Genomic DNA, 24,486 nt, shown 5'->3' on the forward strand with positions numbered 1-24,486 from the left:
GGCCGCGTCCCGTTTCGGGACGCGGCCTTCGGGTCAGCGGGCGTCGCGGGCCCTGTCGAGCACCTCTTCCAGCCGCAGTGGGCTCGGCGGGTGATAACTCAAGCAGAGCGGCGCCCGCAAGCGCCGGAAGCCGAACGTCTCTCCGGTGACGTAGAACTGCCCACGTTCGAGCTGCGAAATATCCCCGACGGCGCTTCCCTTGGCCCGCGCCATGTCCTTCGCGGCCGCCACCTGAGCCGGACTGTTCAACCGGCCGAAGAACTGCGTCGTGGCGTTGCCGGTGATCTGGTTGTGCAACCCCTTCGGCGCTTGGGTCGCGAGCAGAAGACCGAGCCCGTACTTTCGGGCCTGCGAGGCGAGCATGATCGTGCTCTGAGTGCTCGCCGTCCAAGCCCCGGAAGGCGCGATCGTCTGCGCTTCGTCCATCACGAACAACCCACCCAACGGCCGGTCTCCCGCCGGATTGCGCTTGATCCAGGCGAAAACTTCCAGCTGGAGCTGGCTGACGAACCCCTGACGCTGCGCTTCCGACGGCAGGCCGATGAAACTGATCACCGAGATCCGCGCCCGCCTGCCGGGCGCCGGGGTGAGCAAGGCCGCCGGATCGACCGGCGTACCGGTGCCACCGAGCAGCGGATCGTTGACCATGGCCGCCCTCAGGGTCTCGGCGAGGTCCGCCGCCATCTTGGTGGCGGTGCTGAGCCTGCTGACGCCCTCCGGCAGCTCCGCGAGGACGTCGACAAAGCCGGACAAGCTGCGTGACTCCTTCCGCGCGTAATGCGTCAGGGCCTCCCTCAGCACGGCCTTCCCGCGAACCGCGGCCTTCGTGCCACCGGCGACCCTGGCATACGGCACCAGCCGCGCGACGGCGGCCTCGACAGCGGCGGTGAACTCGTCGGCATCGTCACGTACCCCGGCGAAGTCCGGCAATGGGTGGAAACTGAGCGGCCGCCCGCTGGAACGTCCCGGAGTCCAGACGATCACCTCGGTGTCGGCGATGTACTCGGCAGCGCTCTCCGCATCGCCAGGCCCCCAGTCATCCGGCGGGTCCGGCCACGCGTCCCCGAGCCGGGCGAGGTCGTTGTTCGGATCGAGCACGATGGCCGAAACCCCCCGTAGGGCGCATTCCTCGACAATCCGGCGCAGCAGCACGGTCTTGCCGGAACCGGAACCGGCGAAGATGACTGCGTGCTTGCGGAGGGACTCGAGTTCGATGTGGATCTCATGATCCGCGCCCAAGGTGATTTCGTCCTCGTTCGCAGGTCTCGACGGCGACGGCGGCGGGCGGGTTTCCCGCTGGTTGCCGCGTGGCTGGCCATGATCGGGCAAGAGCTTCCTCAGCAAGCTCGTCCGGCTGGCCGGCTTCCTGGCGACGAGCCAGTTCAACAGCCGGTAGCTCTGCTGGGTGAGCAGCTGACTCAGAGCCCGGAACGTCTTGACGTCGTCCTTACTGATCTCGACCCGGAGGCCTCCATTGCGCTCGACCTGTTTGAGTTCCCTGGTCGTCACGGCGCCGGTCCAACCGCCGAGGCCATGGTGGACCAGCACCAGGTGCCGGTTGCGTACGCCGTCGCCGATCCCGGCCGCCTTCCTCGCGTCCCGCATCCGCCGCAGCACCCGGTTACCGTGCTGGTTCGGTCCGAACACGCGGAACATCCACCGTTCCTTGACGTCCGTTTCCTCGTCCAGCACCCGCAGTAGCCCGACGTGCAGGTTCCGGCCGCCATCCGGCGGCTCGGTCTCCCATGCGCGGTCGTCGTTCCCGACTTCGGTGATCCAGCACCGCAACGCGGCCTGCATCAGGTCCGGCATCACCTCGTCTTCGGTGTGATAGTTCAAGATGGTGTCGACGTCGGTGCTCTCGCGCAGTTCGGCGAACCGGCGGTCGAAGTCGGCGAAGTAGTCCGGTTCCATGCCGGGCTCCGCCGGTGGCGGCGGTTCCTTGTCGACGGCTTCACGTGGCTCTGCCTCGAACGAAGTGAGTTCTCGAATCCCGCTGTGAAGGCACGCTTCGGCGTGTGTCTGGATGCGCCGGAGTAGCTGTCGCGGGGTGTAACCCGGCCAAGGCTCGGCGAACGTCGCCGCGGCCACGGGCCAGGCCGGATGCGGTGGAGTGAAGTCGATGCCCCGGTAGATCACGCCCAGCCACTTCTCGACCAGTGTCCGCGCGAGTTCCGGATTCGTGATGACCCCGAGTTGCGGCGTGTCTGTGAAGCGATCGTCGAACGAATCGGTGGCCGCACCACACAGTTGTTCCCAGGTGGTCGGCAAGCAGGCGACGATGGTGACCGTTCGCCGCGCCCGCTGCCGCAACTGGATCAAGCCGTCCGCGATGAGCGACAGTTCGCTTTTTTCCACCGGAGGTTCGTCGGTCGCCTTGTTGATCAGCGAGTCGAGCTGGTCTATCGCGGCCACGCTCGGGCCGGTAAGCGCGAGTACCCGGGATATCTCCGCGGCCAGCTCGAGAGACGGCTTCGCCTCGACAGGCAGGCCCCACGCCCGGCGAGCCTTCCTCTTGGTGTCGTCGTCCGCCGCGCCGGACAGGTAGTCCTTGCCGATGTCGGCCAGGTCGATATCGGCCGCCCCGTATAAAACCAGCGCGCGAATGGTGTCGGCACACTCCACGGCGACCTGTGCGTCGACCGGTCGCAGCGCGCCCAGGAACCCGTTGAGGGCATCTGTGGTGATCCGCGTGCGCCCCAGCACCGCGTTCACCACCGGCTCTGACGGTTTCGCCAAGGCACACAGCCGCCGCAGCAGGTTGTTCAGCTGTAGCCGGGAATCGGCTCCCTTGCGCAACAGTTCGCTGCGCATGGACCGCACGACATCATCCCAGAACGCGGGTCCGGTCGTGATTTCGATCAGGAAGAAGTAGCCCGCCTCATCCTGGACAGTTCGCCGGACCCCACCGAGCAGGTGGGTCTTACCGGCACCTTTCTGCCCTGTCATCGTGAGCCCGATGGGGCTCGACCCCCGGCTGTTCTTGGCGTCGGCCACGCTCGCACGGATCCGGGCTTCGACGCGCGTGTGCAGACCCTCGACGTGGAACGGCGAATCACCCCAGACATCGTCCGGGGTCTCGGCGGAGTTGAACCGGACCGCGGCGAGCGCTTGCTGTTGCTGGTCCTCGGTCATAATTCCTCGATCGCCACGAAGTGTTTGTCCTCGGTGCCGATTCGGATGGCCGCGGCACGGTCGGCGTCGGTGAGATTCCGCCGGTCGGAATCCGGGGAGAGGTGGACGAGACCGGTCTTCGTCATGGCGAACAGGGTCTGATCCACCTCTTCCCGCTCCGCGCCATCAAGCTTGGGACGAAGATGCGCCAAGCGAACCTGCGCCGAAGGCCTGGGGGCGAGCTCGTGGTAAACGCGGCGGATCAGCTCTTCGAGAGTCTCGTCTCCGGAGATCAGGTCGGCGATCGAGATGCCGTGCTTCCGTGCGTGACGGGCGAGGTGCCGCAGGAATTCGAAGCCGATCCGGACGAGACCGCCGGACCGCTCCGGAGGTTCGAGGTCGGCGAGTGCCCGCTCGCACCAGTCCTTTCCGGCCGGCGTGATCCGGTGTACGTAGGGCCGCTTGGCGGTCTCGGTCACCAGCAAGCCCGCCTTGATCAACTTCGCCCTGCCGACGGGCTTGAGGTCGACCCCGTGCTTGTTCTTGAGGTCGGGATTGGTCAATTCCCCGTGGTTGAGCATCAGCACGAACAAAGCCGCGCGCGCATAGGGTTCATACTTCTCCGGCATTCCCTCTCCCTCACTTGGTCGAAACTCTGATCCGACGGTCGACCCGATCGAGCAGGTCAGCGATCCGGGCATGCAGACCGTCGGAAGCCGTGACGCGATCACCGGTCGAGCGCACCTGGTTCAGCTGGGCCAGATCCACCGTCAGGTCTTTGAGCAATCTCAGATCGTCGTTCTGCAGTGCGACCGCCAGGTCATCGACGGTCTGCTCGATGAGCGCCCAGCGACCGGCATGTGACACCTCGGCCGGGACGGTGCGCAGTACGGCGGCGACGTCTTCGAGCGTGGCGAGGTCAGATCCGTCATGACCTGGTGGTTCTTCGGTGACGATGGCGTGCAGCTGTCGGGCCACCTGGAGCGGCAGCAACTTCTCGCCCAGCCGGAAGAGACGCAGGTTGAGGAGGAACGGCGGCAGGGCCTCGGGATCGGTCCGGCTGGTGAGCACGCAGAACAACTGCCGATCACCGTCGGCGTCCAGGGTCTGCCGGAGAAACCGCTCCGCCTCCACGGCCTGCCAACGGCTCAGCGTGCCGTCCACGACGAGACACAGGTGCTTTGCCGGGAAGCTGCTTTGCTCGAACTCCAGATCGCCGGACTGTGACCGGTCCACCCGGAGTCCGAGTGCCGCCATGGTCCTGATCAGCTCGTCGGCGACGCGCGATTCCAGTCTGGGCACCGACACCAACAGATCCAGGCTGTACGACTGCTGGTGCGTTCGTGCCACCGCGACGTAGGCGTCCCGGTTGTCCGCGAGCAGGTCGGTGCGGTCGAACTGCTGCGCGATGATCGCGGCCACAGTCTCCAGGGCGAACGAAACCTGGTCCGACGAAGGCGTCTTCTCCTCGTGGACCGGTAGTTGCTCGCCAAAGCTCCAGTAGGAGACGTAGGGCACGGTCGTGTGACGCAGCATCAGTTGCTGCGTCACGTTTTTATCGAGCCAGTTGCCGAACAGGACTGCCGTCGATTCAGCGGCCTGCCGCCGCCAAAACTCGGCTCGCTCGTACTCCACCCGGTTGTCCAGCCGGGAGAGGATCGGGAGCACGAAGTGCGGCGGGCGGTCATAGGGCAGCCGGTCCCGCGCGGCGTTCGCCTGTTTCGCGATCCGGACCACGCCGTCGATGCTCTGCTGGTTGGCGGTGAACACCACCACGAGACGGTCCGGCAGATGGGCGGTACAGATCCCGGCGATGTCCGAGATCCCGGTACGGCTGTCGATCAGGACGAAGTCGTAGTCACCGGTCCACTTGGCCCGGCACCGCTCCAGGAAGTCGGCGAAACCCTGCGCGTACAGGTCTTCCCAGTTGATGCCTTGGACCCGCCGCGAATAGTCGTCGTCCTCCCGGCCCGCGGCGAGCAGCGCGAGATGACCGCCCTCGATGTTGAGGCGGACCGCGTGAGCCGACGGCCCTTTGGCACCGTTGAGGAAGTCGTACGCGAGATCGATGACCCCGCCTTTCGGCCGACGGCGCAGCAACGGGCCGAAGTAGTGCTGAAGGCCGGGTGCTTCCAGATCCCAGTCGATGGCCAGTACCCGGTAACCCCACCGGGCCAAAAGCACCGCGACGTTGGCCAACGTGAAACTGCGCCCCACGCCGCCCTTGTAGGAATAGAACGTGACCACTGTGCCGGTACTGGTCATGGGTCGAACCTCGGCATGGGTGGCGGCGGGACCAGCACGGGGTTCGGCTCTTTGATGATGGGCCAGTCGGGCTGCCAGGGAGGCACCTGCCGCAGCAGTTCAGCGAGGTCCCGGGCACAATCCCGGACCTTCAACTGGAACGCGTGCCAGTCCTTGCTCCCGTGAAACGCCCTGTCCGCGCCATCGAGTCCCTTGAAGTCCCACCATGACCGCAGGCGGCCTTCGTTTTCGAAATGGACCGAGTCCGAGTAGCGAACGGGATAGATCAGCCCCTGCGGGCGATCGTCACTGGCCAGTCCGAGCATTTTCTCGCGGGCCGCCATACTCCCCCATTCGGCCATACACCAGTTCGAACCGAAGTAGGGCGCGGACAGCACGGCGATCATGATCTTGCTGTATCGCAGGGCGGACTTCAACTCCGGAGACCAGGCCACGCCTCGAGACATGCCCTTGTCAATGAAAATTTTCGGACTCGGATAAACCTCATCGATGAGGTATTCCTCAAGCTTCGGATAGAAGTGGTTGAGCAGCCATTTCGGCGCACTTCCGTGCCGACTGTAACTGATGAACACGTCGTACTTGTAATCGGACACGCGCTCGATCATAAGCAGGCAGAATGCCGTAGCGCCAGAAAAATAAGTTGCCAAAAAAGCGAAATTGTCCAAAAAAATGACAAAAAGTGGACAGTCGGCCAAGGCCGACGCGGCGTGGTCACAGTGGCTGACGTCGTCGTGGCGCTCCGCTAGCGGAGGTTCCGGGCGCGCCAGACCACGCCGAGACCGGGGTCCGGCGTGGAACTCGGTTCGATTCGCTCCACCGTGAAGCCCTCGCGCTCATAAAAGGCGCCCGCGCGCTCGTTGGCCACGAAATGCTCGATGTACAGCCGCTCGGCGTCCGGCGGCAGCTGCCCGATGAGAGCGTCGAGCAGCCGCGGACCCAGCCCGGCGCCACGACACTCAGGGTGCACGTAAAGCTTGTAGATCACGTGGGCGTCGCCGTCGCGTCCGCGCTGCCCGACGCCGACCAGTCGCGCACCGTCCTCGGCGACCACGACCGCACCGCGGGCCACCGCCCCGCCGATGTTCGTCTCGTGCCACCACATCCGGACCTGCTTGTCCGCGGCTTCCGCGCCGATCAACGGCGTGTAGTGGGCCCGGACGTGCTCCTCTCCGAACCGACAGATGGCCATGACGTCGTCGCGTCGGGCGTTCCGCACAACCGGTTCGGTTCCCATCACGCCGCCTTTCCGCGCCTTCGGCCTGATCGGCCGCTCCCGGAGGACCTTTCGGGCAGTCCCTGATCACCGGGGTTGTCCGGGTCCACACCCGGTGGTACCGATACGGAGCGAACCAGCTTGCGGCCGATCGCGAAAGTTTGGCAGGGGTTCGCTGCGGACCGGAACCGGCTGGTCTACCTTCCCGAAGTGGAAGCTGGGTGTTCCGCGGCGGCTTCGACGAGCAAGTGCCGACCGCTCACGAACCCCCATCCTTCGTGCCCGATCCGAACCGAGCCAAGGCGACGCATGCAACCCAATTTCGACGCAGGTGAGGACTTCGCTCTCCTTCTGGAGCGAGAGGCCAAGAAACTCGAGGAGAAAGCCAAGGCCCTGACCGCGGCGTTCACCGCCTCGGCGGCCACGGTCCAATCCCCCGACGGTTCGGTGAAGGTGACCGTCGAGGCCAACGGCTCGCTCAGCGCCATCGAGTTCGGCAACCGGGCGACCTCGCTGGGACCGGCCCGGCTCTCCTCGCTCGTCATGCAGACGGTGCGGCAGGCGCAGCGCCAGACCGTCGAGAAGGTCACGGAGTCGTACACCGAGATCAACGGCGAGGACGAAGCCGCTCGGTTGGTCCGCACCTTCCTGCCGAAGGTGGAGGAAGAAGAAGGCGCCCCGGAGAACCCCGAACAGAACAAATGGGCCCCGGAGGCACACGACGAGGACCCACGTTCGCAGGCCGGGTACCGGACGCCGCCGCCACCGGCCGGGTACCGGCCCCCGCCGCCGTCGGGCTTCCCGCCGCCACCACACCCGGGCCGTCCCGTACAGCCGCCGCACCCCCCGGCGTCCCGGCCGCGGCGGCCTGCCACCCCCGACGACGATGAGATGAGCCCCTGGTGAGCGGATTCGGTGTCGACACAGAGGCCATGGCGGAGTTCGCCAGTCACCTCGACAAGCTCGAGGACGCGCTGCGGAAGAGCGCCGACATGGTGGGCAGCTGCGTGGCGGACCCCGGCATCTTCGGCATCTTCGGCGGCCAGATCTACGGCGCCGGCGCGAGCATGCACTGCGGGAAGGCGCGGGACCAGCTGAACAAGTATTCGGAAAACGTGAAGGAGTTCTCCGACAGGATGCGCGAGGCCGCGAAGAAGTACGACGCCAACGAAGCGGAAACGGAGAAGCTGATCAACGCGGCGGGCGACGGCATCGAGGAGGTGAAGGTCAAGTGAGCGACGAGTACCACCGGGGCGACTTCGGGAACGGCAGCGGCACCAAGGCCGAAGACTTCAAGGACGAGAAGAACAACTTCCTCGCGGGCAGTGGCGACACCGCGGGAGCGGGCTTCTTCGATTCGGCGTTCGCGCTGAAAAAAGCCGTCGACTCCGGCGACCAACTCAGCGTCGGCCTGGCCTCGGCCGGGATGGCGATCGAAATCCTCGGCATGGTCGTCGATCCGATCGGGTCGTTGCTCACCGCCGGGATCGGCTGGCTGATCGAGCACATCGTCATCTTCCGCTGGCCGCTGGACTTCCTGCTGGGTGACCCGAAGGGCATCGAGGCGGCCAAGACGGCGATCTACAACGAGGGCAAGGCCGTGAAGGAATGGTCGGACGACCACGCGGCCGCCACCAAGAGGTTCATGGAGAAGTGGGACGGCGAGGCCGCCGACCGCTTCCGCTCCGACATGGAGGGCGTCACCGCACAGATCGACACGCTGTCGGAGTACCTGAATCTCGCCGGCAAGCAGATGGGGATCGCCGGTGCCGTCATCGGCGCCGTCCGCGGGATCGTCCGCGACATCATCGCCATGACCTTGGCGGGCATCCTCAAGGCCGCGATCGTGGCGGTGGCGCTCGCGCCCGTCACCTTCGGCGGTTCGATCATCGCGGCGATCACCTCCATCATGACCACGGTCGGCGTGGCGATCGCCAAGATCGCCAAGGCCATCGCCGACTGCGCCAAGAGGCTCGGCGAGATGATCAAGATTCTCGCCAAGACGCGCGGGGCGGCCGACGACGTCGTCAAGCTGACGCTCGGTGGCGGCAAGGTCAAGCTGCCCCAGCCGAAACCCAAGCCCCACCCCGGCGCGCACCCGATGCCCGGCGGCAAGAAGCCGATCGAAGGGCCGCCCGGCAAACCGGCCGACGGCACTCCGGACGGCGGGAAGCCCGAGGTTCCACCGGCCGGCAAGCCGGAGAAGCTCAGCGACATGCCCCTCAGGGTCGTGCGCGAGAAGCTGACGAAGTCGCTGGAGAAACTGTCCAAAGAAGACCGAGAAGCCGTTCTGAAGAAATTCGACTACTGGAACGCCTTCCCGATCGGCGACCTGCACAGGAAGTACCCCAAGGTCGCGGACGCTCTCGAGAAGACCGTCAAGGTGCTCAGTGACCCGACTTACGGCGCGTCGGGCATGGCCGGGAAGACCATCGTCGAGCTGACGAAGAACATCCCTCCGGCCGCGAACGAAAAGCCGCCCGAGGGCGAAGAGTGAACCGGTAGGCGGCGGCCGACTACCTCCCGAACGAGCCGACCAGCGCTTCGGGAGCCTCGCGGGTGGCGTAGAGCTTCCAGAAGGCGTCGGCGAAGACGTCCGGGTGGATCACCTCCGGTTCGAAATCCAGCGGGCCCGCCGTCAGCGTCCGATGTGGAACGCTGCCCTCGATCAACGCGCCGACATTGACGGCTCCCACGTAAACGCCCTTCTCGGTGAGCACCGAGTTCAGGTTGTGGAAGTAGTTCCGCAGCGCGGCTTGCGCCATTCCCGCGTTGCCGAGGAACGGCGCCGGGTGAAGCCCGGATTGCCCCGCGGTGAACAGGATCGCGCCGTCGCCGCGCTCGGTCATTTCCGGCAGTACGGCCCGCACCAGCGCCACGGCGGACACCACGAACCGGTCGAGGATCAGCCGCAGGTTGCCGGGATCGACGTCGAGCACCGACGCGATGCCCTCGCCCATGTTCCCGCCGCCGGGGTTGAAGGCGACCGCGTCGATCCGGCCGATGGCGGCGACGGCGGTCGCGATCTGAGCGGGTTCGTAGACGTCGGCGACGAACCCGCTCGCTTCGATGCCGTCACGACCGAGTTCGGCGACGAGCGCGTCGAGGTTTTCGGTGGTCCGCGCGACGAGGGCGACGCGGAAACCCTCGCGGCCGAAGCGGCGGGCGAGCGAGAGCCCCAGCGCCGGTCCGGCGCCGAAGATCGCGAGCGTCTTGGTCATGTGTCCTCCCAGAAGCATCAAGTTGAGGGCGCCCTCAACTTCTTCGAAGGTACACGTAACTTGAGACCACCTTCAACTTGGCTAGGATGCCGAAATGCCCAAACCCCTGCGGAAGGACGCCCAACGCAACCGGGATCTGCTGATCGAGGCCGCCAGGGGGCTCTACGCGGTGCGCGGCCTCGACGTCGCGCTCGAAGAGATCGCCAAGACCGCCGGGGTCAGCATCGGCACGCTGTACAACCACTTCCCCCAGCGCGCGGATCTGGTGAGCGCCGTGTTCGCCGACCGGACCGAGACCGTCGTGAGCATCGCCGAACACGCGCTCGGCCTCGACGACGCGTGGGCCGGGTTGACGTCCTTCGTGGAACGGATCTGCGAACTGCAGGCCGCCGATCGCGGCTACAACGAGCTGGCTTCCACCCGGCCGCCACAGACCGGCGATCACGAACGCGGGTATGAGCTGATGACCCGCGTCGTCGAGCGCGCCAAGGCGAGCGGGGCACTGCGCCCCGACTTCACCCTCGAGGACCTGGCCTTCGTGACCTGGGGGATCGCGCGCACCGTGGAGGCGACCGCGGCCGTCCGGCCGGAGGTCTGGCGCCGTCATCTCGCCCTGCTGTTCGACGGGATGCGCGGTTCCGCCGCGAGCCCGTTGCCGGAGCCGCCACTGGGCCGTGAAGAGCTGGCGCGGCTCATGGGAAATTGCGACTGAACGGCCGGGCAACCTCCAGCCCCTCCGGGACGTGTTCACGCGAGAGGGGAGATTCGATGAAGACGAAACTGCTGCTTGTTTCCCTGGCGGGAGCCCTGTTCGCGACGGCGGCCTGTGCCGGGGAGCCGCCACCGGCACCGGCCACGGTCACCGTCATGCCACCGTCCTCGGCTGCGGTCTCGGGACCGGCGTCGCTCGCCGCGCCGGACACCAAGACCGTCGCGTGGCTCGACGGGGTGTGCGGCGCGGTGTACGGCTACCTGAAGACCAGCAACGACTACGCGACCGAACAGCGGTCGGGCACCGAGGTGACCCGCGCCTCGCTGAAGGAAGAGCTCGGGATCCGCGCCGGATTCGCGGGCAAGGCCGTCGACGAGCTGATCGCGCTGCCGCCGTCACCGATTCCCGACGGCGACGCGGTGAGAAAGTCCCTTGTGGACCGATTCACCGCGGCGAGGGACGCGGCGGCCGCCGGGAAGCAGCGACTGGAGAAGTCCGGGAACCAAGCGGCCATGGACGCGGCGATCCAGGCGATGAACGCTACCCAGAAGCCGCTCTCGGAAAGCCTGGACCTGCTGCCCACGCTCAAGCTCGAGACGCCGGGACTGGCGGCGGCCGCCGCGGCCGCCAAGAAGTGCGTTCCCGCCTGAACTCAGCCGGGCGGGGTGAACCCGGGCGGCATCACCATCGGCCGCCCGGCGTTCGCCGGATCTCCACCGGCCGCCGCGGCGCCCATAGTCCCTCCAGATGGATAGTTCTATGGGGGAAAGCGAACGTGGCGGGTTGCGAAAGAAGCTTTCGCAACGTCAGTGGCGGCGTGAAGGGTGTGTGGTCAGCTCAGACGGTAGTGAAAGCGAGCTGACCGCACACCACGCCCGACACCTTCGCCTTATACCTCGAATGCTTCTCTCAAGAACCGGGGAAGGGCTCGATCACCGGCGTGATCCCGCCGGCCGCGGCGAGTGCGCGATGCAGCGCGAGTTCCGCCGTCGGCCCCTCGGCCAGCACGATCCCGGTGCAGGATCGCTGATCCGTGAGGTGCCGGATCTCGTCGCCGGGGCTCGCCGTCGGATACCACTCCGGCGCGCCGGGCAGGCTTGACAATCGGTCGAGCCCGGCCCAGCCCTTCAGCACGCCTTCCGACGCCGGGTACGCCAGAACGAACCCGATACCCGGTCCGTCGCCGAAGTTTTGGGTGAGCAACGCGGGTTCCTCACCCAGCGCCATGGAGATCATCGCGGAATAGACGTTGGTGCCCAGGGACCGGCACAACGCCTCACCGAGCATCGCCCCGCCGATCCGGATGTTGATCTCGACGACCTCCGGCCCGTCGGCGGTGAGGACGAATTCGGTGTGCGCGAAACCCTGCCCGTGTCCGGCGGCCTTGAGCACCTGGCCGATCCAGTCGGCCAGTCCGGCCTGCTCGGCGTGCGGGAAGGCCACCGGGAACGCGGCGGCCTCCTCGCGGCGCACGGGTTCCGGCGACAACTGACGGGACAGGATCCCGAGCAGCCTGGTCCGTCCTTGCCACGTGACGGTTTCCGCGCTGTACAGCGGTCCGGCGAAATAGGGCTCGGCGATCAGATGCCCCTTGAGCGGTGTGTCCTTCGCTTCCAGCCTGGCTAGCGCGAGTTCGTCCGCGTCGCGGACGAGCCACACTCCGCGTGACGACGTCCCCGACGAATCCTTGACCACCAAGGGAAATCCGAGTTCTTCCGCGACCATGACCGGCACCGGACGGCCGCGGGTGAGACCGTGCTCGTACAGCAGATCGCGCACCGCGCCCTTGTCCCGCAGCACGCGGACGGCCGCCGCGTCGGGACCGGGCAGGCCGAGCCGGGCGGTGAGTTCCGCGCCCGGCAGTGCCCAGGTGTCGGTCGAGTTGATGATCCCGGCGAGATCCGGGATGGCACGCAACGCGGCCTCGCAGGCGGCGATGTCGGTGGTGTCGATGTCGACGACCTCGACCCTGCCCGGCGCGAGCGTGCCGAGTTCGTAGCGGTAGATGTCCCGGTTTCCGGTGAACAGCACCAGCTTCCGCCCGGCTTCCGCCGCCGCGTCGGCCAGCCTGCCGAGGCCGAAGGTGAGGGCTTCCAACAGGACGACACTCATGACGCCCGCTCCTTCCCGTAGAGCGGCTGTGTGGGGATGCCGAATCGGCGGCGGCACCAGTCCATCGCCGACCACGGAGGTGCCAGGTCGTCCAGTGACGCGATTTCGCGCGGCGCGAGCCCCGCTGGGTCGAGTGCCTCGCGATGCCGGGCGAAGACCCTTGCCGTGTAACGATGTCCGGTGTCGGCGCCGATCACGACATGCGTGCGGCCCGGCTCCCGGGCGGCCTCCCAGCCCGCGACGAGATACGCCGCACCGGTGGAGAGCCCGGCGAATACGGCGTGTTCCCGCATCAGGCCGATGGTCGCGGCCATCGCGTGCACGAAGTCCAGCCAATGGATCCGGTCGTACAGTTCGTGATCGACGTTGTCGAACGGGATGGCCGAACCGATACCGGCGATGATCGCGTCCGGATCGGTGAACCGTTCGCTGCCGAAGGTGACGCTGCCGAACGGCTGGACCCCGGTCAGGCGGACGTCCGGATCGCGTTCCCGCAGCGACCGCGCGATCCCGCCGGTCGAGGCGCCGGTGCCGACGCTGCCGACGACGGCCAGCGGCCCGGACGGCAACGCGCGGGCGACGAGTCCGGCGACCTCGCCGTAACCCAGGTAATGCACGGGATCGTGGTACTGACGCATCCAATGCATGTCCGGATGGCGCTCCAGCAGTTCGTGCACGCGCGCGACGCGGCGGCGCTGGTCGAGCCGGAGATCCTCCGACGGCGGCATCTGGTCCACGGTCGCGCCCAGGATCTCCAGCTGGGCACGCATGGTGAGATCGACGGTGGTGGACGCGACGATATGGCAGCGCAGACCGTGGCGGTGACAGGCCATCGCCAGCGCGAGCGCGTAGATCCCGCTGGAACTGTCGATCAGCGTCTGTCCTTTTCGGACGGTTCCGTCGGCGAGCAGCGAGCGGACCGCGCCGAGGGCCGCGTAGACCTTGAGGGTTTCGAACCGGAGAAGTACGAGGTTGGGTGTGAGCCGGATCAGTGCCGGGGTCTTGATCGCGTCCGTGACGTGCTCGTGGATCAGCGGTGCCGTCTCGACGGGCATCACGTTCACCGGCCGATCGACCGCAGATAGGCGGCCAGCGACTCGGCGCCTCGCGCGTTGCGCGGGCCGCTCACGAGGTCGCCGTAGGAGATGACGTGGAACCGGTTGTCCCGCACTGCCGGCGTGTTCTTCAACTGGGGCGCGGATTTGATGAAGGCGATCTTGTCCTGGGCCGGCTGATCGGCGTAGTCCACCACGACGATCACCTCGGGCTCGGCCTTCACCACCGCTTCCCAGCCGACGCTGCCCCACCCGTCCGCGAGTTCGCGGAAGACGTTCGTGCCGCCCGCCGCGTCGATGATGTCGTTGGGAGCGGCGTGTTTCCCGGAGGTGAAAGGCTGGTCAGTGCCGGAGTCATAAACGAACACCTTGGCGGGCGGCGTCTTCGGCGCTCCGGCGCGGACCTTGTCGAAGCGGCCCTTGAGTTCCGCTACCAGTTCGTCGGCCCGCTGCCGTACGCCGAAGATGTCGCCGAGGTTGCGCAGATCGGTGTAGAGCGCTTCGAGCGGGGTCACCTCGGCCCTCGCGGCCGGGTATTCCCAACAGCTCTCGGTGTGCAGATAGCTGCGGATCCCGACCTGGTCGAGCAGCTTCGGGGTGATCCCGCGTTCTTCGCTGAACCCCGAATTCCAGCCCGCGATCACCCAGTCCGCCTTGGCGTTGACGAGGATCTCGCGTGTGATCCGCGAGGTGCCGAGCCGTTCGACCCGCCCGTAGTCGTCCTTCCACGGCGATCCGGCGATCGACGGGTCGCCGAGCGAGTTCATGACGTAACCCCGCATCCGGCCGGCGAGCCCGAGCGCGAACATCTTCTCGGCACCGGAGACGTCGTAGGCCACCGGACGCTGCGGCGCCGGGAAGGTGACCTGCGCGCCGCAGTTGGTCACCGCGGCCTGCGCGGCCGCGGCCGGCCCGGCCTCGACCTGGGCACCGCAGGCGGTCAAAAGCAGTGCCGCGGCGAAGAGCGCGGTCACCCTGGACGGCTTCATCGTGAGATCCCCTCGGTTTCTTCGGCGGGAAGGTCGTAAAGCAGCTGGAGCGCACCGGTCACGGGATGGGTCACCTGGGTGACCTCGACGCCGAACACCGCGCGGACCGTTTCGGGCGTGAGCACTTCGGCCGGGGTACCGCAGGCGGCGAGGGAGCCGTCATGCAATAACGCGATCCGGTGACAGACGGCGGCGGCGAGGTTCAGGTCGTGCAGCGCGACGAGCACGGTGAGCCCGCAATCGCGCAGGAACTTCAGCAGTTCCACCTGGTGGCGGACGTCGAGATGGTTGGTCGGCTCGTCGAGGACCAGCATCTCGGGTTCCTGCACGAGCGCCCTCGCCACCAGGGTTCGCTGACGCTCGCCGCCCGAAAGCGTCAGCACGCTGCGCTGGGCGAGGTGGGTGATGTCCAGGCGCCGCAACGCTTCCCGGCACAACGCGCGTTCGCGGGCCGAGAGCCGCAGATTGCCGCGCTGATGCGGCGACCGGCCGAGCGCGACGACCTCCTCGACGGTGAAGTCCAGGTCCGCGCGGCTGTCCTGGGTGAGCGCGGCGATCCGGCGGGCGGTGTCGCGCAGGCCCTGCTCCGCGAGGTCGGCTCCGTCGAGCAGGACCGCGCCGCCGGACGGCGTCAAGGCCCGGTAGACACAGCGCAACACGGTCGACTTGCCGCTGCCGTTGGGTCCGAGCAGGCCCACGACCTCGCCCGCGCCGACGTCCAGGTTCAGCGCGCGGATCAACGTCGACCCGGCGACCTCGACCGACAGGCTACGCAGCGACAACATCAGCGGCCCCCGAACGCGTAGCCGCGGCGCCGCATCACCACGAGGAAGACCGGGACGCCGATCAGCGCGGTGATCACGCCGAGCGGCAGTTCCTCCGGCGCGACGAGGGTGCGGGCCAGCAGATCGACCCACACCAGGAAGACCGCGCCCACCAGCGGCGCGAGCGCGAGCACGCGGCGGTGCCCCGAACCGGCGACCATCCGCACCACATGCGGCAGGACCAGGCCGACGAACCCGATCGATCCGCTCACCGCCACCAGCAACCCGGTGACGATCGCGGTGAGCAGGAAGAGCCATCGGCGCACCGCGGCCGCGTCGGTGCCGAGGCTCATCGCGGTCTCGTCACCCATGGACAGGACGTCGAGCGCGGTGCCGTAACGCAGCAGGACCACGATCGCGACGGCCACCCCCAGCGCGGCCAGCGGCAAGGACGCCCAGGTCGCCGCGCCGAGGCTGCCGAGCAGCCAGAACAGCACGGTTTGCGCGGCCTGACCGTTCGGCGAAAGGTAGACGAGCACGCTCATCACCGCCTGGAAGGCGTAGGTGAGCGCGACCCCGGTGAGCACGAGACGCAACGGCGTCAGGCCGAATTTGCCGCGCGCGGCGAGGTAGACCAGCGCGGTCGCGCCCAGTGCTCCGAGGAACGCCGCCGTCGACAGCGCCAGCACGCCGAGCCCGGCGAACAGGCCGAACACCACGACCGCGGCGGCACCGACCGAAGCGCCGGAGGAGATCCCGAGGACGAACGGGTCGGCGAGGGCGTTGCGCACCAGCGCCTGTACCGCGACCCCGACCACCGCGAGTCCCGCGCCGACCACGGCCGCGAGCAGCACGCGCGGGGTGCGGACCTGCCAGACGATCGAGTACCCGGTGACCTCGTCACCGGAAATGGTGCCGCCGGCGATCGCCTTCCCCAGGAAGCGCAGCACATCCGGGAGGGCGACGGTGGTCGGGCCGAGCGCGATGCCCGCGATCAGGGAAAGCAGGAGCGCCGCCGACAGCAGGATCACCGGACCCGTGAGCCGGAGCGGACGGACGGTCACGTCGTCGGGCTCCGCGAAGAGGCGAAGAGGCTCAGCCGGCACGTTCACCACGCACGATCAGGCGGCGCGCGCGGTCGTCGTACGGCGAGCCGTCGAAGTCACCGAAGCACTCGACGCCGGTGAAACCCGCCGCCTCGAACAGCGCTTTCAGTTCCGCGGCGCTGTAGAGGAAGGACAGGATCGACGCCTGCTTGGCTTCGCCGCCGCGGACCAGCGTCCAGTCGGTCCTGAGGCGGGTCCAGTCGTCGAGAATCGTGTCGCGCATGAACACCGTCCCGCCGTCGATGTCCACCGCTTGGGGGCGCCCGACCCAACCGGCCAGCACCTCCTTGCCGAGCACGTCGATCAAGAGCCTGCCGCCGGGCGCGAGACTGGTGAAGGCGTTGCGCAGCACCGTGAGGTTGTCGCCGGGTTCGGTGAAGTAGCCGAACGACGTGTACATGTTGATGATCAGGTCGTACGCGCCCGGCTCGACGTACTCGCGCATGTCGGCCTGGATCAGCTTCGCGGCGACTCCCGCGGCTTCGCAGGCCTCGCGCGCGCGTTCGAGCATGGCCGGGCTGAGGTCGACACCGGTCACGTCGGCGCCCTTCCTCGCCAGCGGTACGACGTGGATCGCCGGACCGCAGGCCAGATCGAGCACCTTCGTGCCGCCGGTGACCTTGAGCAGCGGCGACGTGGCCGTCAGGCGCTCGGCCTCTTCCGCCCGGCTGGCCGGGAACATCACGTCCGCGAAGCCGACCCACAGGTCGTCGTCCTCGTACCAGTGCATCTCTCTCCGCTCGCCCGGCCGCATGATTCAGCCCCACAAGTCGTCGAGAGGTGGTCCTCGGTTCCCGGTGTCTCGACCTTTCTCGTGGAGTGATCACGGGAGGGTGGTTCGCCACGCTGCGTGCACGACTGTCGGCGGGCCTGGTTTCGCCACGGCGATGCCTTTGCCGAGGGTGACGATTCGGCCTAGAACCGACCCCTCGCATGAAGTACATGATGGCCCCCTTCCTTGCGCCTAACGCAAGGAAGGGGGCCATCATGTACTGGCAAAGGTGTGAAGGGGACCTTCACGCGGCAAGCCGACCGGGAGTCCTTTGTGGACACTTAATCGCCTCTGCGCCGCGACCGACCTGCCTACTGGCAGGGCGGCCCGGCCGTGGCTCCCGATCGCGCGGCTCGCCACCGGAAATTGTCGGACCGGCTCGCTAACATGCCACCCATGCCCATCAAACTCGAGAACGTCGGCGTCACCGTTCACGACCTCGAAGCAGCCATCTCCTTCTTCACCGACCTCGGTCTCACGGTCATCGGCCGCGACACGGTCAGTGGCGAGTGGACCGACACCGCCGTCGGCCTTGACGGCAACCACGCCAAAATCGCGATGCTCCAGACGCCGGACGGGCACGGCCGCCTGGAGCTCTTCGAGTACATCCACCCCCAAGCGATCGACACGGAGCCCACTCGCCCCCACGAGATCGGCATGCACCGCGTCGCTTTCTCGGTCGACGACATCGACAAGGCCCTTGAGGTAGCCGCGAAACACGGATGCCATCCGCTTCGCGGCGTCGCCAACTATGAGGACATCTACAAGCTCACTTACCTCCGCGGTCCCAGCGGCATTCTCGTGATGCTCGCCGAGGAGGTGAAGAAGAACTGAACAAGGAGAATCGTCAGACAGGTGCCGGAAGAGTCAGAGGCTCCCCTCCTCGGACTCCTCCGGCACCAGAGCCGCCAGCTCCCGAGCGACGCCCTCCACCGTCGGCGCCGCGAACAGCGAACGCAGCGGCAGCACGACGTCGTAGCGCTGCCGCAGCGTCTCCAGCATCCGGGTCGCGCGCAGGCTGTCCCCGCCGAGCGTGAAGAAGTTCTGCCGCCGTCCGACGGTCTCCACGTCCAGCAGTTCCCGCCACAGCGCCGCCACGGTCAGCTCCCACTCCCCTCTCGGCCCCTCCGTGGCCTCGACAGGAGCCGGTGCCGCCAGCGAAGCGACTGCCGCCCGGTCGAGTTTCCCGTTGGCACTCAACGGGATCCGGTCCACCACCACGAGCCGGTCCGGGACCATGTGCGCGGGCAGCCGGGTGGCTGCGTCGGCGAGCGCACCGTCCACGCCGGACTCGCCGGTGATCGCCGCGACCAGTCGCCGGTCCGCGCCCGTGCCATGGACGGCGGCGACGGCCTGCGTGACGCCGGGGACTTCGAGCAGCGCGGCCTCGACCTCGCCCAGTTCGATGCGGTAGCCGCGGATCTTCACCTGCTGATCCCGCCGTCCCAGGAACTCCAGGGTGCCGTCTGGCCAGTATCGGCCGAGGTCGCCGGTCCGGTACCAGCGCGCGCCGCCGACCTCGACGAACCGGTCGGCGGTCAGGTCCGGGGCGCCGCGGTAGCCGCGGGCGACTCCGGCGCCGCCGATCCACAGTTCGCCGGGTACCCAGTCCGGGCAGTCGCGGCCGAGGTCGTCGACCACGCGGAAAGCCTGGTTGCGCAACGGCTTCCCGTACGGGATGGACCGCCAGTCCGGATCGACCTCGGTCACCTCGGTGAAGTTCGACCAGATCGACGCCTCGGTCGCCCCGCCCAACGCGACGAACCGGAGGTGGCCCGCCCGGCCGGGCAGATCGAGACCGACCCAGTCACCGGAGACCAGCACGAGCCGCAGCGAAGGGACCGAAGGCGCCACGACCAGCAACATGTCCAGTAGCGCGGGCACGGTGTTCCAGATCGTCACCCCGTGCTCGGTCACCAGCTCGTGCCAGCGCCGCGCGTCGCGGCGAGCGTCCTCATCGATCGTGACAAGGGCGCCACCCGCCGAAAGCAGGCCGAAAACGTCGTACACCGACAGATCGAAGTCCAGCGCGGACACCGCGAGCACCCGATCGTCCCGGCCGACGTCGAAGCGCGCGTTGATGTCGTCGATGGTGTTCAATGCCGCCCGATGGGTGATCTCGACCCCCTTCGGCTCACCGGTCGAGCCCGACGTGAAGATCACATAGGCCAGCTCGTCCGGATCGGGGATCGCCGGGGTGGTGAGCGGCGCGAAGGACATCGCGGCCGCCGGCACGACGGCGACGGCCGTGCCCGCCCGGGAGGTGTCGTCGGTGATCGCCAGCCGCGCGCCCGCCAGTTTCAGGATGCGGTTGCGCCTCGCGGGCGGCTGGTCGACGCCGACCGGCACGTACGCGCAGCCCGCGGCGAGCACGCCGAGAACGGCGACGACCTGCTCCGGGCCCTTCGGCAGGACGACCGCGATCCGGTCGCCGGGTTTCGCCCCCTGAGACATCAGCGCGGACGCCATCCGCAGGGCGCGGTCGGCGAGTTCGCCGTACGTCAGGCTCCCCACCAGCGCCACCCGGCCGGGGTCCGAAGCCGCGAGCCGGAAGAAGTCCGCGTGCAGCGCGCGAGCCGGCAGCGGACCTTCCGTGGCGTTGACCGCCTCCCGCACCGACGCCTGCGCGGCGGGCAGCAGATCCGCCACCGGGGCACGCCAGTCCTCGGTCACCAGCAGGTCGATGAGCTTCAGGTAGGCCTCGAACATCGCGTCGAGCAGCCCCGGCGGGAACAGTTCGTCGACGGCGTCCCAGTTGATCGCGATTCCGCCGTCGACCTCGGTGACCTGATGGTCGAGCCACACCTGTGGCGTCTGTGAGACACCCCAGACCTGGTCGGCGAACAACCCGTCGGCATCGGCGGTGGCGAAGCCGAGCGCGCTCGTGAACACCACCGGCATGACGACCTCGGGTTCCCCCGTGGTCCGCGCGAGTTCCCGCCGCAGGTGCACGGCCGAGACGTCGCGGTGGTCCAGCGCCGCCCACAGTTCCTCCTGCACCCGCCGGACGCGATCCAGCCAGCCGTCGCCGCGTTCGGGCCGGTAGCCGACGAGCAGCAGCGACGTGAAGTCGCCCATCACCCGGCCGATGTCCGGATGCACCGCGCGGCGGTCGAACAGCGTGAGGTTCAGGGTGAGGTCGGCGCGGGCGCTCCAGCGGCCGACCACCTCGGAGAACGCGCTCAGCAGTACCGCGGACGGCGTCACGCCGTGCTCCCGCGCCAGGTCGGTGATCCTCGTCCACCGGCCTGCCTCGATGACGGCGGCGCGACGGCTGAAGCGCGGAACGCCGACCTCGGCCGGTTCCTTGGCCAGCGGCAGCCGCGGCGCGGGCGGCAGGGTCGGCAGCCGCTCGCTCCAATACCGTTCCGCGGCCTCGGACGGCGGCGGTGTGGAGAGAACGTAGTCGCGGAACGACATGTCGACAGGCGGGAGCTCGACGTCCGGATTCTCGTACAGGGCGGAGAGTTCGGCGTAGAAGGTCAGAATGCTCAACGCGTCGAGCACCAGGTTGTCCATGCCGATCGCGAGCCTGGTCCGGGCACCTCGCCGCACCCCGCGAACCGTGAACAGCGGCCAGGAAGACGGGTCGAACACCTGGTGCGACAACGACTCCCGCAGTGCCTCGGGCGGCTCGTCGGTCACTTCCACCGGCAGCCACGGCACTTCCGCCAGGATCCGCTGGTCGCCGCGCTCGTCGAAGACCGCGCGGAGCATCTCGTGCCGCCGGATCAGCTTGTCGAGCGCGATCTCCAGCCGCGAAACGTCGAGATCGTCGACGTCGTACTCACGATAGAAGTGACAGCCGATTCCGCCGAGGGTGAACCCGCTGTCCCGGCCGAGCCAGTAGGCGCGCTGCACCGGCGTCGGCGGGAACGGTTCGTGCCGGTTCTCCGGGTCCGCGACCAGCACCCCTCTGTCCACAACAGACTTGTCGAGTTGAAGGGACGCCGCGAAGTCCGCGAGGACCGGGGCGGCGAACAACGCGCTCAGCGAGACTCCGGTCAGCCCTTCGGACCGAAGTCTGCCGATCAACCGCGTGGCCAGTAGCGAATCCCCGCCCAGCACAAAGAAATCGTGCTCACGGCCGATCTCGGACACGGGCAGGATTTCGGCCCACGCGGCGGCGACCAGTCGTTCGATCTCGCCTTCCGGCGCCGTGACCGAACGCTCGTCACGGTGCTCGGCCAGCATCCGCCGCAATGCCGTGCGGTCGATCTTTCCGTTGGCGGTCAGCGGAAAGGCGTCGAGCGCGACGACGACGTCCGGCAGCATCGGCATGGGCAGCCGTCGCGGGAGGAAGTCCGTGAGCCCTTCCGTCGCGCCGACCACCGCGACGGCCAGCCGCCCGTCCTCGGTCACGACGGCGACGGCTTGGGACGCTTCGGGGTGTTCGGTCACCGCGGCTTCGATCTCGCCCAACTCGATCCGGTGGCCGCGAAGCTTGACCTGATGATCGGCGCGGCCGAGGAAGTCCAGCGTGCCGTCCGGCAGGTACCGGGCGAGGTCGCCCGTGCGATACCAGCGTGTGCCGTCGACCTCGACGAAGCGATCCGCCGTGCGGTCCGGATCACCCCGGTAGCCGAGTGCGACACCGGCGCCGCCGATCCACAACTCGCCGGGGACCCAGTCCGGCCTGTCCCGGCCGAGACCGTCCACCACCCGGCAGACGACGTTGTCCAGCGGTGTCCCGTACGGCACGCAAGTCCACTGTGGATCGACGGCCTCGACTTCGAGCACCGTCGAGTGGATCGCGGTCTCCGTCGTCCCGCCGAGGCCGGCGAACCGGCAGCCCGGGGCGCGGGCGGCGAGCCTGCCGGGAAGATCCGTGGTGACGCGGTCTCCGCCGAGCAGCACCACTCGCAGCGGCAACTCGTCGCTCACCAGCATCAGCATGTCCAGTAGCGCGGGAACGCAGTTGAGCACCGTCGCGCGATGCCGCCGGGCCAGCTCGGCCCAGACGGTCGCGTCCCGGCGGCCGGTGTCGCGCGGGCAGATCACCGCGCCACCCACCGACAGCGGACCGAAGATGTCGTACACGGAGAGGTCGAATTCCAGCGCGGACAACGCCAGCGTGCGATCCTCCGCGCCGATTTCGAAGCGGGCGTTGAGGTCGTCGATGGTGTTCACCGCGGCGCGATGCGAGATCTCGACCCCCTTCGGCTCCCCGGTCGAGCCGGAGGTGTAGATGACGTACGCGAGTCCGGTCCCGGACTCCGGTCTCGCGAAAGGTGCCCTGGCCGACGGGAGCGAATCGAGCACGAACCGGACGCCCGCCGAGGAGAGAATGCGTTTCCGGCGCGCGGGCGGCTGGTCGACACCGATCGGCGCATACGCGCAACCCGCGGCGAGTACGCCGAGCACCGCGACGACCTGCTCCGGCCCCTTCGGCAACGACACCGCCACGAGGTCACCTGCCTCGACTCCGCACGAACGCAGAGACCCCGCGACCTCCAGCGCCCGCGCGGAAAGCTCGCCATAGCTCATTGCTCCGTCGGTCTCCCACAGCAACGCCGGTGCGTCGGGACGTTCGGCCGCCAAGGCGAAGAAAGGTTCGTGCAGCGTATGCGCCGGCCGCTCGACCGTGGTGTCGTTGGCGACCGCGCGCACCTCGGTCTGCGACGATGGCAGCAACGACGGAACCAGCGCCGACCAGGCCTCGGACCCGGCGAGCAGCCGGTCGAGCAACCGGCCGTAGGCGTCGAACATCGCCTGCGGCACCCCGGGGACGAACGCGTCCTCGCGGACGTCCCAGTTCACCAGCAGACCGCCGTCGAGTTCGGTGACCTGCGCGTCGAGCCACACCTGCGGGCCCTGCGAGATGATCCAGACGGCGTCACCGAAACACTCTCGGACTTCACGGGAGAACAACTCGCCCAGCCCGAGCGCGCTCGTGTAGACCACTGGCGCGAGCACCTGTTCCCCGTGCGCACGTGAAAGATCGCGCAACACCTCGACGCCGGAGTACCCGGTGTAGGCGACGTCGGTGTGGAACCGGTCCTGCAACCGGCGCGCGCGTTCGGCGAAGGTGCCCGGCACGCTGCCGTCCCATTCCAGCAGGACCGACGAGGTGAAGTCGCCGACGAGCGCGTCGACGTCCGGGTGCAGCGGATCGCGGTCGAACAGCGGCAGGTTGAGCAGGAACCGCGGCTCGGCGCTCCACGCCGTCAAGGTCTCGGCGAACACCGCGGCCAGCGCCATTGCGGTGGTCAGCCCGTGCCGCCGGGCGCCGTTCTCCAGCGTCCGGACGTCGTCCGCGGTGAGCTTCCGGTGGTGACGGGTCACCCGGGCGGTCTCCCCGAGCTGTCCGGCGACCGGCAACTGCGGGGCGCCGGGCATGGTCGGCAGCCGGTCCTGCCAGTACCCCGCTCCGGCGCCCGCCCGGCGGCGTTCGGCCAGGTAACGCGGGTAGCTGTACTCCAGCGGCGGCAACGGCTCGCCCCGGTAGGCACGGGCCAGGTCGGCGAGCAGAACCCGCAGGCTCAGCGCGTCGGCCGCGACCATGTCGAGGTTGACGTGCGTACGTGTGCGGCCTTCCGGCAGCAGCGACAACTGGACGTCGAAGACCTCGCCCGAGCCGATGTCCAGCCGCCGGTGCGACAGCCGATCGCGAAGATCGTCCAGCCCGGAGAGGTCGGTGGCCTCGCGGAAGTCGTGGACTCGCAGGCCCGGCCAGCCACCCGGTTCGGCGATGCGCTGGGTGCCGTCGTCGTTGATCACCACCCGCAGCATCCCGTGCCGCGCGAGCACGGCGCGTACCGCCGGTTCCAGCCTGCCCGGCTCGACGCCGACACCGTCGAACTCGTGGTAGAAGTGCGCCGCGACCCCGCCGAGTCGCTGCCCCGGCTCCCGGCCGACCCAGTAGGCGTGCTGCATCAGCGCCAGCGGGAAAGTACCCGACTCATCCACAATGGACTTCTGCGCGGATTCGGGTTCGGGAGTCTCGTCGGCGAGGAGTTTTTCCCACGCCGAGAGGGTCGGCGTGGTCACCAGGTCGGCGAACTTGACGTTCCTTCCGGCCTTCCGCCAGCCCCCGGCCAGCCGCATCATCGTGATCGAGTCCATTCCCAGCTCGATCAGGTTGTCATCGGCGCCGATCTCGTCCAGTTCGAGCAGTTCGGCGACCTGCCCGCGCAGCTCTTCGACAGCCAAGGAAAAGTCCT

Annotated in this window: 19 protein-coding genes; 6 read left to right on the plus strand and 13 right to left on the minus strand. The window is 68.2% G+C overall.

Features of this window, described 5'->3' with window-relative positions:
* Positions 1-33: 33 nt before the first annotated feature.
* The 5 genes from AVL48_RS20720 to AVL48_RS20740 all read right to left on the minus strand — a co-directional run bounded on the left by AVL48_RS20720 (position 34) and on the right by AVL48_RS20740 (position 6,613).
* Positions 34-3,135 carry an ATP-binding protein gene (locus AVL48_RS20720; RefSeq protein ID WP_061982311.1) on the minus strand — a complete coding sequence of 1,034 codons (3,102 nt, stop codon included), beginning with the start codon at positions 3,133-3,135 and terminating at the stop codon, positions 34-36.
* Positions 3,132-3,743 (minus strand): hypothetical protein, encoded by a 612-nt coding sequence (locus AVL48_RS20725; protein WP_061982312.1) that lies wholly within the window; start codon positions 3,741-3,743, stop codon positions 3,132-3,134. Before AVL48_RS20725 ends, AVL48_RS20720 begins: the two co-directional genes overlap by 4 nt.
* Positions 3,744-3,753: 10 nt before the next feature.
* Complete coding sequence (locus tag AVL48_RS20730; RefSeq protein ID WP_143104721.1) at positions 3,754-5,379, minus strand: ParA family protein; 1,626 nt, start codon at positions 5,377-5,379, stop codon at positions 3,754-3,756.
* Positions 5,376-5,972 carry a toll/interleukin-1 receptor domain-containing protein gene (locus AVL48_RS20735; protein WP_061982411.1) on the minus strand — a complete coding sequence of 199 codons (597 nt, stop codon included), beginning with the start codon at positions 5,970-5,972 and terminating at the stop codon, positions 5,376-5,378. The genes AVL48_RS20730 and AVL48_RS20735 overlap by 4 nt, the downstream gene beginning before the upstream one ends.
* Positions 5,973-6,121: 149 nt before the next feature.
* On the minus strand, positions 6,122-6,613 hold the full coding sequence (locus AVL48_RS20740; protein WP_061982314.1) for a GNAT family N-acetyltransferase: 492 nt from the start codon (positions 6,611-6,613) through the stop codon (positions 6,122-6,124).
* A 288-nt stretch (positions 6,614-6,901) separates the two neighbouring features.
* On the opposite strand from AVL48_RS20740, the gene AVL48_RS20745 reads away from it, so the two are divergent.
* From AVL48_RS20745 to AVL48_RS20755, 3 genes are read left to right on the plus strand one after another with little or no spacing between them, the layout of a single operon-like run.
* Complete coding sequence (locus AVL48_RS20745) at positions 6,902-7,498, plus strand: YbaB/EbfC family nucleoid-associated protein (protein ID WP_061982315.1); 597 nt, start codon at positions 6,902-6,904, stop codon at positions 7,496-7,498.
* On the plus strand, positions 7,495-7,827 hold the full coding sequence (locus AVL48_RS20750; protein ID WP_341865674.1) for a type VII secretion target: 333 nt from the start codon (positions 7,495-7,497) through the stop codon (positions 7,825-7,827). Before AVL48_RS20745 ends, AVL48_RS20750 begins: the two co-directional genes overlap by 4 nt.
* On the plus strand, positions 7,824-9,089 hold the full coding sequence (locus AVL48_RS20755; RefSeq protein ID WP_061982317.1) for a type 1 periplasmic-binding domain-containing protein: 1,266 nt from the start codon (positions 7,824-7,826) through the stop codon (positions 9,087-9,089). The genes AVL48_RS20750 and AVL48_RS20755 overlap by 4 nt, the downstream gene beginning before the upstream one ends.
* A gap of 19 nt (positions 9,090-9,108) precedes the next feature.
* On the opposite strand, the gene AVL48_RS20760 is transcribed toward AVL48_RS20755, so the two are convergent.
* Positions 9,109-9,813 carry an SDR family NAD(P)-dependent oxidoreductase gene (locus tag AVL48_RS20760; protein WP_061982318.1) on the minus strand — a complete coding sequence of 235 codons (705 nt, stop codon included), beginning with the start codon at positions 9,811-9,813 and terminating at the stop codon, positions 9,109-9,111.
* A 94-nt stretch (positions 9,814-9,907) separates the two neighbouring features.
* Here AVL48_RS20760 and AVL48_RS20765 point away from each other — a divergent pair, with 94 nt between their 5' ends.
* Together AVL48_RS20765 and AVL48_RS20770 are read left to right on the plus strand one after the other, a co-directional pair.
* Positions 9,908-10,525, plus strand: a complete 618-nt coding sequence (locus tag AVL48_RS20765; protein ID WP_061982319.1) for a TetR/AcrR family transcriptional regulator — start codon at positions 9,908-9,910, stop codon at positions 10,523-10,525.
* Between the two features lie 56 nt (positions 10,526-10,581).
* Positions 10,582-11,175 (plus strand): hypothetical protein, encoded by a 594-nt coding sequence (locus AVL48_RS20770; protein ID WP_061982320.1) that lies wholly within the window; start codon positions 10,582-10,584, stop codon positions 11,173-11,175.
* Between the two features lie 259 nt (positions 11,176-11,434).
* On the opposite strand, the gene AVL48_RS20775 is transcribed toward AVL48_RS20770, so the two are convergent.
* Genes AVL48_RS20775 through AVL48_RS20800 form a run of 6 tightly spaced genes read right to left on the minus strand, consistent with a single transcriptional unit; the run spans position 11,435 to position 17,281 of the window.
* Entirely contained in the window at positions 11,435-12,637 is a 1,203-nt protein-coding gene (locus AVL48_RS20775; RefSeq protein ID WP_061982321.1) for an ATP-grasp domain-containing protein, read from the minus strand.
* Positions 12,634-13,692, minus strand: coding sequence for a cysteine synthase family protein (locus AVL48_RS20780; protein WP_061982412.1), 1,059 nt, complete (start codon positions 13,690-13,692; stop codon positions 12,634-12,636). The genes AVL48_RS20775 and AVL48_RS20780 overlap by 4 nt, the downstream gene beginning before the upstream one ends.
* A gap of 5 nt (positions 13,693-13,697) precedes the next feature.
* Positions 13,698-14,681, minus strand: a complete 984-nt coding sequence (locus tag AVL48_RS20785; protein ID WP_061982322.1) for an ABC transporter substrate-binding protein — start codon at positions 14,679-14,681, stop codon at positions 13,698-13,700.
* Positions 14,678-15,466: an ABC transporter ATP-binding protein gene (locus AVL48_RS20790; protein WP_082857706.1), complete on the minus strand. Its 789-nt coding sequence runs from the start codon at positions 15,464-15,466 to the stop codon at positions 14,678-14,680. Before AVL48_RS20790 ends, AVL48_RS20785 begins: the two co-directional genes overlap by 4 nt.
* Complete coding sequence (locus AVL48_RS20795; protein ID WP_082857707.1) at positions 15,466-16,560, minus strand: FecCD family ABC transporter permease; 1,095 nt, start codon at positions 16,558-16,560, stop codon at positions 15,466-15,468. Before AVL48_RS20795 ends, AVL48_RS20790 begins: the two co-directional genes overlap by 1 nt.
* The gene (locus AVL48_RS20800; RefSeq protein ID WP_061982323.1) at positions 16,541-17,281 is read right to left on the minus strand and encodes a class I SAM-dependent methyltransferase; all 741 of its coding nucleotides are present in this window, start codon (positions 17,279-17,281) and stop codon (positions 16,541-16,543) included. Before AVL48_RS20800 ends, AVL48_RS20795 begins: the two co-directional genes overlap by 20 nt.
* Positions 17,282-17,719: 438 nt before the next feature.
* On the opposite strand from AVL48_RS20800, the gene AVL48_RS20805 reads away from it, so the two are divergent.
* On the plus strand, positions 17,720-18,157 hold the full coding sequence (locus AVL48_RS20805; protein WP_061982324.1) for a VOC family protein: 438 nt from the start codon (positions 17,720-17,722) through the stop codon (positions 18,155-18,157).
* Between the two features lie 33 nt (positions 18,158-18,190).
* On the opposite strand, the gene AVL48_RS20810 is transcribed toward AVL48_RS20805, so the two are convergent.
* Complete coding sequence (locus AVL48_RS20810; protein WP_244162475.1) at positions 18,191-24,475, minus strand: non-ribosomal peptide synthetase; 6,285 nt, start codon at positions 24,473-24,475, stop codon at positions 18,191-18,193.
* Between the last annotated feature and the right edge of the window lie 11 nt (positions 24,476-24,486).

The organism is Amycolatopsis regifaucium (assembly GCF_001613935.1).
In the GTDB taxonomy this organism is placed as follows: domain Bacteria; phylum Actinomycetota; class Actinomycetes; order Mycobacteriales; family Pseudonocardiaceae; genus Amycolatopsis; species Amycolatopsis regifaucium.

Bases quoted from the DNA above. Each gene is read 5' to 3' on its own strand.
- AVL48_RS20780 (WP_061982412.1), bottom strand. From the start codon at position 13,692: ATGCCCGTCGAGACGGCACCGCTGATCCACGAGCACGTCACGGACGCG.
- AVL48_RS20725 (WP_061982312.1), bottom strand. From the start codon at position 3,743: ATGCCGGAGAAGTATGAACCCTATGCGCGCGCGGCTTTGTTCGTGCTG.
- AVL48_RS20745 (WP_061982315.1), top strand. From the start codon at position 6,902: ATGCAACCCAATTTCGACGCAGGTGAGGACTTCGCTCTCCTTCTGGAG.
- AVL48_RS20730 (WP_143104721.1), bottom strand. From the start codon at position 5,379: ATGACCAGTACCGGCACAGTGGTCACGTTCTATTCCTACAAGGGCGGC.
- AVL48_RS20760 (WP_061982318.1), bottom strand. From the start codon at position 9,813: ATGACCAAGACGCTCGCGATCTTCGGCGCCGGACCGGCGCTGGGGCTC.
- AVL48_RS20765 (WP_061982319.1), top strand. From the start codon at position 9,908: ATGCCCAAACCCCTGCGGAAGGACGCCCAACGCAACCGGGATCTGCTG.
- AVL48_RS20785 (WP_061982322.1), bottom strand. From the start codon at position 14,681: ATGAAGCCGTCCAGGGTGACCGCGCTCTTCGCCGCGGCACTGCTTTTG.
- AVL48_RS20800 (WP_061982323.1), bottom strand. From the start codon at position 17,281: ATGCACTGGTACGAGGACGACGACCTGTGGGTCGGCTTCGCGGACGTG.
- AVL48_RS20770 (WP_061982320.1), top strand. From the start codon at position 10,582: ATGAAGACGAAACTGCTGCTTGTTTCCCTGGCGGGAGCCCTGTTCGCG.
- AVL48_RS20740 (WP_061982314.1), bottom strand. From the start codon at position 6,613: ATGGGAACCGAACCGGTTGTGCGGAACGCCCGACGCGACGACGTCATG.
- AVL48_RS20720 (WP_061982311.1), bottom strand. From the start codon at position 3,135: ATGACCGAGGACCAGCAACAGCAAGCGCTCGCCGCGGTCCGGTTCAAC.
- AVL48_RS20805 (WP_061982324.1), top strand. From the start codon at position 17,720: ATGCCCATCAAACTCGAGAACGTCGGCGTCACCGTTCACGACCTCGAA.
- AVL48_RS20775 (WP_061982321.1), bottom strand. From the start codon at position 12,637: ATGAGTGTCGTCCTGTTGGAAGCCCTCACCTTCGGCCTCGGCAGGCTG.
- AVL48_RS20790 (WP_082857706.1), bottom strand. From the start codon at position 15,466: ATGTTGTCGCTGCGTAGCCTGTCGGTCGAGGTCGCCGGGTCGACGTTG.